7 protein-coding genes, 1 tRNA gene and 1 pseudogene are annotated in these 13278 nt (G+C 47.7%); 2 read left to right on the plus strand and 7 right to left on the minus strand.

The features are described 5' to 3' along the window. Window positions 1-95 precede the first annotated feature (95 nt). Window positions 96-171, plus strand: a tRNA-Asn gene (locus C4F37_RS04745). Window positions 172-624: 453 nt separating this feature from the next. Here the strand turns inward: C4F37_RS04745 and C4F37_RS04755 are convergent. From C4F37_RS04755 to shiA, 3 genes are all read right to left on the minus strand, one after another. Continuing rightward, entirely contained in the window at window positions 625-1341 is a 717-nt protein-coding gene (locus tag C4F37_RS04755; RefSeq protein ID WP_000532919.1) for a YebC/PmpR family DNA-binding transcriptional regulator, read from the minus strand. A gap of 342 nt (window positions 1342-1683) precedes the next feature. After that, window positions 1684-3138 carry an AMP nucleosidase gene (gene amn / locus C4F37_RS04760; RefSeq protein WP_001060231.1) on the minus strand — a complete coding sequence of 485 codons (1455 nt, stop codon included), beginning with the start codon at window positions 3136-3138 and terminating at the stop codon, window positions 1684-1686. Window positions 3139-3239: 101 nt separating this feature from the next. After that, window positions 3240-4556 carry a shikimate transporter gene (gene shiA, locus C4F37_RS04765; RefSeq protein ID WP_000378563.1) on the minus strand — a complete coding sequence of 439 codons (1317 nt, stop codon included), beginning with the start codon at window positions 4554-4556 and terminating at the stop codon, window positions 3240-3242. 314 nt (window positions 4557-4870) lie between these two features. On the opposite strand from shiA, the gene C4F37_RS04770 reads away from it, so the two are divergent. Then, a complete protein-coding gene (locus C4F37_RS04770) occupies window positions 4871-5923 on the plus strand; it encodes a glycosyltransferase family 9 protein (protein ID WP_001773984.1) in 1053 nt (350 codons plus the stop codon). 160 nt (window positions 5924-6083) lie between these two features. Here the strand turns inward: C4F37_RS04770 and C4F37_RS04780 are convergent. The 4 genes and pseudogenes from C4F37_RS04780 to ybtE form a co-directional block, all read right to left on the minus strand. After that, window positions 6084-8215: pseudogene (locus C4F37_RS04780) on the minus strand (Ig-like domain-containing protein); the annotation flags it as partial. After that, complete coding sequence (locus C4F37_RS04790; RefSeq protein WP_001773982.1) at window positions 8142-8900, minus strand: inverse autotransporter beta domain-containing protein; 759 nt, start codon at window positions 8898-8900, stop codon at window positions 8142-8144. The gene C4F37_RS04790 and the pseudogene C4F37_RS04780, both read right to left, overlap by 74 nt. Before the next feature lie 647 nt (window positions 8901-9547). Next, on the minus strand, window positions 9548-11569 hold the full coding sequence (gene fyuA / locus C4F37_RS04795; protein WP_000784549.1) for a siderophore yersiniabactin receptor FyuA: 2022 nt from the start codon (window positions 11567-11569) through the stop codon (window positions 9548-9550). Between the two features lie 130 nt (window positions 11570-11699). Further along, on the minus strand, window positions 11700-13277 hold the full coding sequence (gene ybtE / locus C4F37_RS04800; protein WP_001088819.1) for a yersiniabactin biosynthesis salycil-AMP ligase YbtE: 1578 nt from the start codon (window positions 13275-13277) through the stop codon (window positions 11700-11702). Window position 13278 lies beyond the last annotated feature (1 nt).

A 13278-nucleotide genomic window follows, 5' to 3' on the forward strand; every position in this document is an offset into this window, starting at 1 on the left:
AAAATGCAGATTATTTCAGCAAACGATTTCAAATTTAAAAAACAGGCTTTGACATTGTGGGTGGGCATCGCTAATATTCGCCTCGTTCTCACGATTCCTCTGTAGTTCAGTCGGTAGAACGGCGGACTGTTAATCCGTATGTCACTGGTTCGAGTCCAGTCAGAGGAGCCAAATTTTAGTTTTGAGACATCTCTATGAGTCTCAGGACAGTTAAAAAATAAAAATTATTTTTACCCGGTCACTTTGTAAAAAAGTGGCCGGGTTTTTGATTTCTGTGTTTCGTGCGCTTAATCGAGTCTCACGCTTCAGTGAGCAAATTGCCCCTCCCCAACAGATATCACGATTCACAAGGTCAAAAATTCTGTTCCATGAAGTACCGTACAAAGATAAAGAGAAAAATGCCTTATGCGGGATGTAGCTGTCGCGTCTTTATCGGGAAACTATACGTAATTGCCACTTTGTCTTCGGTAATCAGAAAAAGAAGACCTGCCATTTTAATAAATATTATTTCTCTGGGAACGGGGATTTTTTATAAGCAATATGACGAGTTAAACATTATATTTTTATAAGGATTATATGAGATTAAAGAAATCTGCCATAAAGACAGATTTCTTTAACATATAATTAGAGATTTGCGACGTTATGATAAACTTTTTGTACATCGTCGTCATCTTCAAGGGCATCAACAAGCCCTTCAAAGATTTCTAAATCTTCTGGGGAAAGCTCAACTTCAGATTGAGCAATCATTTCTAATTCTGTTGTTGAGAACTCAGTGATTCCAGCTGCTTTTAGCGCCGCGATTCCTTTATGAAGGTCAGTAGGTTCAGTATAAATAACAATATTATCTTCTTCTTCAGTTACATCACGAACATCAACTTCAGCTTCAAGCAAAATTTCAAAAATATGGTCAGGGTCTGTTCCTTTAAATACAATCACACCCGTATTGTCAAACATATAGCTGACAGAACCTGCCGCTCCGATATTGCCGCCTTTTTTATTGAAAATTGTGCGAACGTTAGCAATCGTACGGTTAACATTTGAAGTCAATGTCTCAGCAATAATCATTGAGCCATTAGGACCAAAGCCTTCATAACGTCCCTGTACGAACGTTTCATCTCCGCCGCCTTTGGCTTTATCAATTGCTTTATCAATAACGTGCTTTGGAACTTGTGCCTGCTTTGCACGTTCAATAACGAATTTTAAAGATGTGTTTAATTCTGGATCGGGTTCACCTTGTTTGGCAGCAGCATAGATTTCTACACCGAATTTTGCATAAATTTTAGACGTTGCACCGTCTTTAGCCGTTTTTTTAGCAACAATATTGGCCCATTTACGTCCCACTGGAATGATCTCCTCGAAAATTTATTTACATTACTGGTAAATCGTTAACATGTGTTAATTCGGCATATTATATCATAACAGGAAAAATCTCGTCTATTAGAAATAAAAATATTCTAAATCCATAATTTTATATTTAATTTTATAAAAAATAATGTTGTTGGCGGGATTTTTTATAATTGTGTTTTGAAAGCATACTTGCTTTTAATATGTGGAAATCATTAAGACGATAATAAAACTCGCATCTGCCCAAGGAAGCAAACAGCCCGCGTTTATTGCAGGCTATTTGCCAGATGTCTTACTTAATCCTTCACATCTATTTCTGATAAGAAGGTTCATAACTTATTATCGGAACGGCGGCTCATTAAAGGTTCGTAATTTACGTGAATGCAGTCGGTCGCCTTCTGCGCGCAGCAAATCGATCGCCCGAATGCCAATTTGCAGGTGTTCGGAAATAGCGCCTTCATAAAAACGGTTAGCCTGGCCGGGAAGCTTAATCTCACCATGTAACGGTTTATCTGAAACACACAGTAGTGTCCCGTATGGCACGCGGAAACGATATCCTTGCGCGGCAATGGTTGCACTTTCCATATCAATTGCTACGGCCCGGCTTAAGTTAAAACGAAGTGCAGAAGCTGAGTAACGTAACTCCCAGTTCCTGTCATCTGTGGTTACCACCGTGCCAGTACGTAACCGCTGTTTGACTTCTTCACCAGGCCTGCCGCTGACTAACTTGGTAGCGTCATAAAGCGCACGTTGCACTTCCGCAATGCTCGGAATAGGAATATCGGGCGGGAGAACTGCATCAAGAACGTGGTCATCGCGTAAATAAGCGTGTGCAAGGACATAATCTCCAATGGCCTGGCTTTCACGTAATCCGCCACAGTGACCAATCATCAACCAGACATCCGGGCGTAGCACTGCCAGATGATCGCAGATGGTTTTAGCATTGGACGGTCCCACGCCAATATTCACCAGAGTAATACCCTGACCATCAGCGGTAATTAAATGCCATGCTGGCATCTGGTGTTTTTTCCATGCAAGGTCGGAAATGGCTTCTTCTGGCGCTTCGGTTTCGGCAGTGATCCAGTTCCCGCCAGCACAAGAAAGGGCAATGTAGGGACTATCAGGATCGAGGATCTGGCTGCATCCCCAACGAACGAATTCATCCACATAACGTGTGTAGTTGGTAAACAAGACGAACGGTTGAAAATGTTCTACTGGCGTACCGGTATAATGGCGCAACCGTGCGAGGGAAAAATCAACCCGGCGAGCATCAAAATGCGATAGCGGGGAGAATTCCGTTGGATGATAAATGCCGTCTGCAGTTTCATCGCCAATTTGCGCCAGTTCTGTTGTCGGGAAGTAGCGAGTTAACCCAGCGCTCATTGAGCGATCAAGTGTCAATTCAGAGCCATCGATGACATAAGGATAAGGGATTTCATGCTGCGAGGGTTGCACCGAGATATGCGCACCATAATCCTGATACAGCAACGTAAGTTGTTCATTGAGATACGAACGAAAGAGAGTAGGGCGAGTAATCGTGGTGGTGTAGCTGCCTGCGTGGGTAAAACGACCAAATGCGCGCGTTTTGGGGGGATTAGTTGTGCTACCGTCCCAGGTTACGGTCAGTGATGGATAGACAAAAAGACCTTGTTTGCGGGCGTTTTCATCAGGTAATTCGCCACTTGTAATATATTTGCCAATGGCGTTGCGTAAAGCAACTACAGATTGCTCATACAGCGCGTCGAGTTTATCCAGTGCCTGAGCTGGGGTCAGACCGGAGCCCTTATTATTCATGTGTGTCTCCTGTTCCATACAATTACCGCACATCCGATAGTATGTCACAGGAATGTGAAACAAAAGTATAAGGCGAAGATCGGATGATCTTCGCCAGGCTATCACGAGCGTTGATTGTCTTTCATCAATAAAGCGGTCATTGCAGAAATCAGGCATCCAGCCAGCAAATAAATGGCGACGCTATGCCAGTTCCCGGCAAAGTAAGTGATGAGTGCAGCGGCAATAAAAGGTGTAAATCCACCGCCAACCACACTGGCAACCTGATAACCGACTCCAGCACCACTGTAGCGATAACTGGCACCAAACATTTCGGTAAACATCGGTTGTTGCACACACACCACCATGTCATGCGCAATGTTTGCCAGCATTATGGAGAAGAAAACTATCCAGAAAATAGATTGTGCTTCAAGCGCCATAAAGAAAGGAAATGCGCTCAACGTTCCGATCAACGCGCCTGTGATATAAACCCTGCGCCGACCAAAACGATCGGCAAGCCAGGCAAAACAGGGAATTGTCAGGCAGCTTAATCCACCTACCAGCAAACCAATATTAAGGAAAAGTTCGCGCGGTAACCCCATATTCTGGGTTGAATAATTAAGTGCAAAGGCAGTAACAATGTACATCGTCAGCAACTCGCACAGTCGTAGTGCAATAATCTTCAGGAAAGCACCGGGATGTCGTAACAGAGCTTCGATAACCGGGATGCGTTTTTTCGCGGCCGCTTGATTATGTTGCTGTTGTTCAAATTCCGCGGACTCCTCCATGCCATTGCGCACCCACAATGCTCCCAGTACCAGTACGATGCTAAACAGGAAAGGAATGCGCCAGCCCCAGCTTAAAAACTGTTCGTCAGTCGTCATCATACTGATCAATGAAACCAGTCCGGTTGAAAGCAGTAAACCTACTCCGTAGCCAACTTGTACACCGCTACTGTAAAAGGCTTTTTTATTTTTCGGCGCACTTTCAACGGAAAGCAACGCTGCGCCTCCCCATTCGCCGCCGACGGCAAATCCCTGAATGGCACGCAGTGTCACCAGCAAAATAGGTGCCCACCACCCAATGGTCGAGAATGAAGGAAGAATACCAATCAAGGCTGTCGCAATGCCCATCATCCAGACGGTCAGCATTAACATGCGCTTACGTCCCAGTCGGTCGCCAAAGTGACCGAAAATGACACCGCCGAGCGGTCGGAAAAGGAAGCCGACACCAAAGGTGGCAAATGCGGCGAGCGTTCCCATCGCCGGGCTTACTTGCGGGAAAAACTCGCGATTAAACACCAGTGCGGCGGTAATGCCATAGAGTAAAAAATCATACCAGTCGACGACGGCACCAGCGAAACTGCCTAACGCAGCTCGTCGGGCGCGACTTAACGAAAGCGTCCCTTCATCGGGACGAGTGGAGATGAGCGTGGAGTCCATAATGATCCTGTTTGTACTGTCTTTTTATAATTAGTATGGAAAAGGTAACTCACATTGCCGTCGATCTATAAACGAACCTTATGAGACTACCTCGACAGAGCGCATCTGCAAATGATTTTATGGCTGATTAGCGGCAACATGAAAAATTCGATGGAAGATGAAAGCGCAGGAGTTGCTGGTGTTGTTTAAGGATTAAGCAGAGGGCCCACAGGTTCGAGATATGAAACATAAAAGTCCGCATATGCACAAAATTGCACCCTGATGATTCTGATAGACTGCATTGCATTATAACCAGTAGGGAGGCGAGGTTAGTTATGTTTTTAGTATCATCGTTGAGACGTATTGCATTTAGTTACTACGATTATAAATCTTATAATTTTAATATTGAAAAAACAGACTTTGTTGTCATACATATTCCCGATCAGATTGGCGATGCTATGGCCATCTTTCCTGTTATTCGGGCGCTTGAATTGCATAAAATTAAGCATCTATTAATTGTTACATCGACAATTAATTTAGAAGTCTTTAATGCGCTCAAACTTGAACAGACTAAATTAACATTAGTCACAATGACTATGCAGGATCACGCAACATTAAAAGAAATAAAAGATTTAGCGAAGAACATAACACTGCAATACGGTACGCCGGATCTTTGTATAGAGGCGATGCGTAAAAAGAACCTGAAAATGATGATATTTATCAGTCAGTTGAAAGCAAAAACGAATTTCCAGGTCGTCGGTTTAACCATGAAGTGCTATTCCCCTTTGTGTAAGAACGCGTCCCGGATGGATCAGAATCTCCGGGCTCCTGTACCCATGACATGGGCATTTATGATGCGTGAGGCGGGTTTTCCGGCAGTCAGGTCAATATATGAATTGCCATTAAGCGATGATGTACTCGATGAGGTACGCGAGGAAATGCGATCGTTAGGATCTTACATTGCGCTCAATTTAGACGGTAGCTCGCAGGAACGTACATTTTCATTATCGATTGCAGAAAATCTAATAGCAAAAATTCAAAGTGAAACAGATATGCCAATAGTGATCGTTTATGGACCCAAAGGGGAAGATAAAGCCAGGGCATTAGTGGATTGTTATAATAATGTCTACCGTTTATCCTTATCACCCTCGATTAAACGTTCAGCAGCAATCATAAAAGATGCTTATATGGCAATAACTCCTGACACCTCAATATTACATATGGCAAGTGCCTATAATACCCCTGTTGTTGCAATTTATGCTGATTACAAAACGCGATGGCCCGCAATGGCCGATGTTTCGGAGTCAGTCGTCGTTGGGCAAAAAATTGACAATATAAGTCTGGATGAATTCGCAAAGGCATTAAAAAGTGTTTTGGCGAGAATTTGAGGCAGTACTTATGCATAGTAATGCCGATCTGTTATGAACGGTGGTGTCATCAATACTCTGAGGCTGGTCAATCATCACAGAAAACCAGCCTTTGGATCAAAGCAATACTCACCGAAAATGATCATAGTCACACCGAACGCGATTCAGGAGGAACTGTTTGGTAAATAGCACCACCGGATCTTGGGGGCGCTGTGATTATTACAGTATTGCTATCACCGTCATTTTTGAATGTCACTTTACCAGTAGCATCAACGCCTACCCAGGAGGCCGAGCTTGAAAACGAATAATCAGCCGCCGTTTTTCCTGGTGCAAAGTTGTCATTATTCAACTGATAATACGCCCCGGTAAATCCCTGCGAAGGGAATGAAGCTGTCGGTAGGTTTGCACTATTCACTGACACTGTACCCGTCATTGGTCTGGTTTCCGCGCTAATGAATTCTATCGTGGTACTCAGACCCGCCTGATGAACACCATTCAATACGGGGATCAGCGTTGCGATACCCTCTCCGCCTCCTGTAACAGTAGCTTTGTAATCACCGTTGATATTTTGACTGTAATCAATTGCGCTAATTTTCATATAGGGCACGTTTGTACCTGATTGCACAAATTCTATCCCTTAAGAAACTTTGATCGGATTGCCTGATATATCGTGCAGAACAAGATGTAGCTCAGCACTATCGGTAAAGTCCCCTTTCAGTGATGACTGGTTGTTCTTAAGGATGGACTGCGAGGCGTCTGCTGGGCCTGCCACTAGCGATATATCTACTGTTTGCATTCCACCTGCGCTTGTGACTGTGCTTACAGTGACGCTCCCCGTTATCGCTCCTTTCACGCTTGTTGTCGCGATTCCGTTTTGATCGGTCACCGCTGTTAATGACGTTAATGTAGTGGAGCCGCTTTTTAAGGCGAAGTACACAGTGAGACCTTCGATCAGGTTACCACAGCCATCCTCAACCGTTGCCTTTAAGGTACTTAAATCACTGTTGGTGGCGGTGATAGTCGACGGATCAGCGATAAAGCTAGCAACATGTGCGGTGCTTGGGTTGCCAGTAACCTTCACGGTTGTCTGTGTCTGTATTGTGACGCCGTTATGGAACGATGCAGTCACCGTATATGTACCGACTTTATTGCTGGTCAGAACGACTGGAGCCTGACCTGAAGAGTTGGTTCTCACTTTTCCGCCACTTAACGTCGCACCTTCTAGCGTTACGCTAAAGTTGATGACCTGACCCTCCACTGGAGTGCCATTTGCAGAGGTTAGCGTTGCCGTCAGAGTAGCGCCTTTAGGAGCATTGACACCGATAAGCGGACTGGACGTGAGTGTCAGTTTTTCATCAATAGCCTCCAGTTGTTTCTCAAGTGAAGCTCCATTCGCTAGGGATGCTTTTACAGTATACGAGCCGTTTCTTTCAGGCGTCATGGTGACCTCGGCTACTCCCTGCGTATTAGTAGAGACCGTATTCTGGCTGATGATCATTTGCGAGGATTGCGCTGCACTGAATGTCGCGGGTTGATGCGTCACCGGGTTGCCAAACTGGTCGTTAACGTGAGCTTTAACTGCTATGTCTTGTGCGACCATGACCTGACCTTCAGGTATCTCCTGACTGGTAATCGTCGCAGAAATAACATCTACCTTGGCATTCAGTAATCGCGAGATGACTTCAGTAGGTTTATCTGCCAGAGAGGCTGAAACTGTTTTTAGTCCGACCTCGGTGCTTGTCACAAGAATTTCAGCGAAAACCTGATCATCCGTTTCAACGCTGGTGCTGCTTAGCGTGACGGAGGTTCCGCGGAAATTAACTTTTATACCTTCTACTGGGTTGCCGTTTCCATCAGTCACTGTTGCTTGTAGCCTGGTCATTCCAATGTTATTGGCGATGAAATTGTCCTCGGTAACGTTAAGATTAACCTGCGCAGTGAGCGTATCCGCAGTAAAGTTCACCACCAACTGCTCACTCTTACCGCCAACCATCGATGCTGTCACGGTATGAGCGCCTGCTTTTGTACCTTTCAGCGTGACTTTCGCTTTGCCATCGGCATCAGTAACCGCTTTGTCGCCATCGCTCAGCGTGAAGTTCGCCTTCACATCTTCCGGTAGAGTAAATGTTACCTCAGTGTTGGCTATCGCATTGCCCTCTGTATCAGCGACGGTGCTGTTAGTGTCGTGAGATCGTTATTGTCGGCAATCACCGGATCCTTCGAGGCTGCCAGCGTGATTTCAGCATTTGTGACGTTCGGCACATAGTTCACTGTTTGTTGCATCGAATCGCCATTTTCGAGGGTTGCCGTCACGGGAGTTCTTCAGGCTGAAATCTTCATCCACGCCCAGCGTGATTCTTGCGGTACCGAAGCGGCTTAACCAGTCTGTCATTACCCCTGAAGCCTGAGAAGAGGCCCATCCACGTGCTATGTTTGCTGCTTGCTCGCTGTTCATATCTTCGGCGAGCAGAGATCCAATTAGCTGTGAAGTACTGGCTATCTGTTGCTCAAGGTTGCCACTGCTGTTCCCCGGCGGCGGGGTTAAATTTTTTTCACTAACTTGTGCCGGGACATCCAGTTCATCACCCAGGCGGACATTATCAAAACCTCGAGCAAACGTACGAAACTGGTTGAGTTTGCGTAACAGGGGGGTATCTATAATTTGTTGCACAGGACAAACATATCTGGCTTCTGTACAGAGTCTTAAATTTTGACCATAAATAAAACCGTCCCTGTCAAGCATGCATAGTTTATCAAGTAGGTCTCCCTCAAACTGCCTGAATTTTATTTTTCCATTAAAAGTTTGTATCTTCTTAAGTATCACAGGAGACTGGAAATAGACCGATAGTAGGATGTTGCCACTCAAGGCATGACGATAAATATCGCTAGGAGTAATTTTTTGTTTTATGGCTTTGGTAGTGATCTCAACTGCTTCCGTTATAGTGACCCATGTTGACATATAATGAGTTATAAGCAATGGCTGATATTTTTTTGACATAATATTATCTCCTTCTACACAACAATTCGTTCCTTTAAGGAAAAAGATTGGTGTCACAAGTATTTATCTATGATTAATCAGAGGGTTTATGACAGAGAAAAGGATGTATATTTCTGAGTAAACATGTACAGGCCTATGGGGTGACTATTTAATGAGTAAATGCCGAATGATTTTCGGGGTGATGATTATAACTTGAGGAAAAATCCCAGCGTGGTTTGAGTAGTGTACCTGAGTGATATTTGTGTTGTGTATGCATTGATTGCAGCAGAATAAATATAGTTCAGGCTAGTATAGTTTGTGGTAGCTATGAGAATATATAATCTATTTTACCTATAAAATAATTTATATGTATGGGTTTTTTTTAGGTTGTTTGCCTGTGCTTTTATATTCTGGAGATGTGCCTTGTATATAGGATTGTTTGTTGGTTGTATTTTTTAATGTTGCGCTGTTGTGAATTTTTATTTTGATATGATTATTTCTTTAGTATAAGGAGAGAAAGGAACGAGAAAGTTAAATCTATTTATCCTAATCGCAATTTCATTGTTTAAATAATCACTATGGATTAATATTTTTTGCGACTCTGCTGAGTTGCTGGTTTTAACTAGTGGTGTAAAAGGGATACCTTTTCGGTATCCCTTTTACAATAATCAGAAGAAATCAATTCGCGTATTGATACCGACGGTGCGACCCATATTGACCTGCGCGACGGCGCTGCTGCCGTTCATGTAGCCATAGGTACGGTAACGACGGTCGAACAGGTTATCGACATAGACGGAAATGTTCATCCGTTCAGTCGCCTGCCAGCCCAGGCTGCTGTCCAGGGTGGCATAGGTGCCTTGCCGCAACTGGTTGTCGCCATCGAAATAATGCGGCCCGACCAGATTAACCGCCAGTCGGGGCATCAGTGCGCCATAGCGCGTATCAATCACGCCGTTCACGCTGCTTCCCGCGCCATAACGTGGTACGAACGGCACCCGGTTACCGTGATACAACTCACTGTCATTGGTGAATTCGGAACGGATCACGTTGCCATTGATATCCCATGACCAGCCTGGCGCAAACCGCCACTTCGCTTCAAGCTCAACGCCGGTGGCGTCGGCTTTACCCGCATTGCTTAATGTCTGCATCCCGACCGGGCCAGAGTAAAGCTGCATGTCTTTGGTGTGGGTATAAAACGTCGCGGCTTGCAGCGTGACGTCAGCGGTTTCGTAGCGGGTGCCAAGTTCATAGTTGATGGATTTCTCGGCGACGAACGGTTTGGCATCAAGACCCGCAGTAGGCACGATGTTGTACCCGGAAGGTTTATATCCCTGGGCTACACGGGTATACACTCTCCAGTCATCGGTCAGCATATAGCCTGCGGATAGCTGCCCGAGCACCTGATCGTCATTGCTCTTACCCTGGTCGCCAAACGGGTTGCCGAGCATGCTGCCGTGATATTGTGTACTGGATTTATCATGCGAGAAGCGCACGCCGCCGCCGATATCAAAACGATCGGTTAAATGCCAGGTCAGGTCACTGTATGCGGCCAGCGTTTCAGCGGTGGTATAGCCGGTACTGCTTAAATAAGGCATTGTCGGCATGTCGTAGGCTGAATTTAACTTCTCGCGGGTGTTCTGCCGGTACAGCCCAAACACCATATCAACGGTACGCGCATCGCCCAGGGTTGCGGCGCGCAGCTCCTGCACATCCTGATTCCAGCGCTGAGGCATATTGACGATTAACGAACCGGAAGGGAAGGTGCGCGAATAATGCTGCTGCTGCCAGGCGCTGATCAGGTTGAAAACCCAGTCATCGGTGGTGTATTTCCCACTCAGGGTCTGGCTGTCAGTGCAGCGCCGCATGTACGGGTCTGGTGAACCATCGCTGATCGACAGCTTACGGCCCTTAATATCATTCCATCCCACATAGGCGTCCTGGGTGGCGCGGGTACATTCGCGTGAGGCGGCAAAGCCCATTTCCCAGGGCTGATCGTCCGGCGCCAGACGCAGTTTCACATTCCCTATGCTGGCGCGGGTGCCGCCTAAGTCATCGCTTCCCGTCGCGGGGTTAATCATGTCGCCGTCATCAACCTGGCGTAACAGGGTGACGCTGCCGTACAGCAGGCCATCCTGAATGGGGCCGCTCAGGTTGAACTTACTTCGATAACTGTCGCGGCTACTGACGCCGCCTTCAATATAGCCGCGCGGCGTGCTGTCCGGCTGCTGGGTGACGATGTTGATGATCCCGCCCTGAGCGCTTTTGCCATATAACGTTCCCTGTGGGCCTCGCAGCAACTCCACGCTTTGCACATCGGTAAGCGCCTGGATGGTGTTGGTGGAAAGCTGAGGGACGCCATCGACATACAGGGTGACGGCGGGGTTATAGAAGTCCTGCGCTGAAGAGACGCCGCGTAGCGAGATCGTCGAAAAAAGCATGTTGCCGCTATTTTCAATATTGAGCCCGGGCAAGACTCTGGGGAGTTTGTCGCTGGCGGTGACGCCGGCGTCGCTTAATTCCGGCGCGCTGACAACAGTAGACGAGACGTTGTTGGCTGATGCCGAGCGGGAAGATTGTTTACTGGCGGTAACCACCAGCGTGCTTTCGTCTTGCTGTGAAGTCTGGGCATTAGCAATGGCGGGGAGCAATAATCCCCCCAAGGCCAGAGGATAAAGCCGTGTCATTTTCATTGTTGTGAGTCCCTGTAAGACGGCGAAACGCCAAAAATACCGACAATGGTGAATTGAAAATGATAACTATTTCTAATAGTAGTGCTACCCGAAACGGGTTTATTTCAACCTGTTTCGGGTCGGTTTGCGCTTATTGGGCAGAATGGCGATAACGGTCGACGGCGAGAGCCGTCAGGCGTTTTTTGTCTATCTTGCCGACGGCGGTGAGCGGCCAGTGGTCCAGAAACTCGATTTGGTCAGGAATTTTCCACGCGCTGAGCCCCATACGGGTCAGTTGTTGACGCAACTGCTGATAGTCAGTTGGCACCTGCTGCGCGATGATAAACGCGCAAATCCGCTCGCCAAGCAGCGTGTCCGGCGCGGCGACCACCGCGCAATCTTGCACTTCCGCTAAACGCAGCAGTGCCGATTCCACTTCAGCCGCGGCTATTTTTTCTCCGGCGCGGTTGATCTGCTCTTTTATGCGTCCCTCAACGTGCAGGTTCCCCACCTCATCCAGCCTGACATTGTCGCCTGTGCGGTAAAACCCTTGCGCGGTAAAGGCCTGCGCGTTGTGGGCAGGGGCGCGGTAATAGCCCGAAATGGTATAAGGGCCGCGCGTTAACAATTGCCCGGTTTCGCCCGGCGCGACGTCGTTCTCGTCTTGATCAACGATGCGGATTTCATCCAGAGGGGACAACGGGCGCCCCTGGCTGTGGAGAATGGTGGCATGCGGATCGTCCAGCCGGGTAAAACAGAGCAGGCCTTCCGCCATACCGAAAACCTGTTGCAGGGTACAGTCAAAGGTGGCGATAACCTGCTCAGCAAGCGTCGGGTCGAGCCGGGCGCCGCCTGCCTGAATGACGCGCAGCGACGAAAGGTCGCTGTCTTCCCACTCCCTGGCCTGCACCCATAATTGCGCCAGCGCCGGAACCAGGGCGACGTGAGTCACTCTTTCCTGCGCGATTAAAGGCATCACCTCATCACAGCTGGCGCTGTCGGTCAGCACCACTTTTCCGCCGCAGGCAAGCGTTCCCAGAATACCGGGGCAGGCCAGCGGAAAGTTATGCGCCACCGGGAGGACGGCGAGATACACGCTCTGTTGGCTGATGCCGCACAGTTCAGCAGAAGCGCTGAAGTTATAGCTATAGTCGGCATGTCGGCGCGGGATGAGTTTGGGCGTGCCGGTTGTGCCGCCTGAGAGCAACAACAACGCGGTGGTGGAAACATCAGGCTGCGGCCATGCCTGTCGCTCACCGTGAAGGGAGAAGAGCGGCGTAAAATCGTCGCTCATGGTCTCTCCAGCGACCAGAACATGACGCAAGCAGGCGTGTTTGTGCGCCATCTGTCGGGCCAGCTCTGCGTGGTTTTCCCCGTGAATAACGTAAGCGACGGGTTGCGCCAGCTCAATCAGCGCGTCGATATCCAGCGCCCGTTGCGAGGGCATCGCCAGCACGGGGATAACGCCCAGTCTTAACAAGGCGAACAGCAGGGTAACAAACGCGTTGTCGTTGGGAAGCTGCACAATTACATGCTCCCCCGAACGCAAACCCAGTGATGACAGACCTGCGGCAAGTTCGTCAACTTGTGCATCAAGCGCGCTGTAGGTTAACGACCCCTTTGCATCAACGACGGCAATTCGCGAGGCATAACGGGCCGCCCAGTGGCGCAACTGTTCGGCAATGGGTAAGGGATACTGTTCAATCAGAGATTCAAAGGAAGAATTCATG

The organism is Escherichia sp. R1, assembly GCF_003000935.1.
Lineage (GTDB): Bacteria > Pseudomonadota > Gammaproteobacteria > Enterobacterales > Enterobacteriaceae > Escherichia > Escherichia coli.

Coding starts and splice junctions, on each gene's coding strand:
- amn (WP_001060231.1), bottom strand. CDS start 3,138: ATGAATAATAAGGGCTCCGGTCTGACCCCAGCTCAGGCACTGGATAAA.
- shiA (WP_000378563.1), bottom strand. CDS start 4,556: ATGGACTCCACGCTCATCTCCACTCGTCCCGATGAAGGGACGCTTTCG.
- C4F37_RS04770 (WP_001773984.1), top strand. CDS start 4,871: ATGTTTTTAGTATCATCGTTGAGACGTATTGCATTTAGTTACTACGAT.
- C4F37_RS04790 (WP_001773982.1), bottom strand. CDS start 8,900: ATGTCAAAAAAATATCAGCCATTGCTTATAACTCATTATATGTCAACA.
- fyuA (WP_000784549.1), bottom strand. CDS start 11,569: ATGAAAATGACACGGCTTTATCCTCTGGCCTTGGGGGGATTATTGCTC.
- ybtE (WP_001088819.1), bottom strand. CDS start 13,277: ATGAATTCTTCCTTTGAATCTCTGATTGAACAGTATCCCTTACCCATT.